Here is a 436-nt window from a genome sequence, read left to right as displayed (position 1 = left end):
GCTCAGAATAATAAAAGTGGGCGACCCGTTGAGCATTCTTTTACCATACTTGTCATAAAATTCATCCAGACAGCCGCCTATTTTGGTACCACTACTCCAATTGTCCACCTGCTGGGTAAGTACTTCGGAGGCGTAGTCGAGGCGGTTGCCGGCCAGAATCTCGCTGATCCGGATGAGCTTTGTGCTAAATATGAATGCTTCTAGTTGCCGGAAATTCTGTCGCAGGGCAAACACAAAGCGCAGCAGAAAAAAGCTATATTTATCCATAGATCCACTCACATCCAGAACGATGATCAGTCGCTGCCTCTTTGGCTTTTGGGCCCGGTAATAAAGATTTATGGGTTCGCCACCGTAGCTGATACTCCGGCGGATGGTTCGGCGAAGATTGATCCGGCCCCGATGGGGACTTTCCTTCATCCGTCTTCGCATCCGAAGG

At 49.5% G+C, this 436-nt stretch carries 1 protein-coding gene; it reads right to left on the bottom strand.

What is annotated here, in order from left to right; translation table 11 throughout:
- Positions 1-417: VWA domain-containing protein (locus ACLD7X_RS19065; RefSeq protein ID WP_411425248.1), on the bottom strand; the 417-nt coding region annotated here is incomplete at its 3' end.
- Between the last annotated feature and the right edge of the window lie 19 nt (positions 418-436).

This window comes from Aphanothece microscopica RSMan92 (assembly GCF_046613545.2).
Lineage (GTDB): Bacteria > Cyanobacteriota > Cyanobacteriia > PCC-6307 > Cyanobiaceae > NIES-981.
Note: the sequence above shows the minus strand (reverse complement) of the source record. Positions and strands in the feature narration are given on the sequence as shown.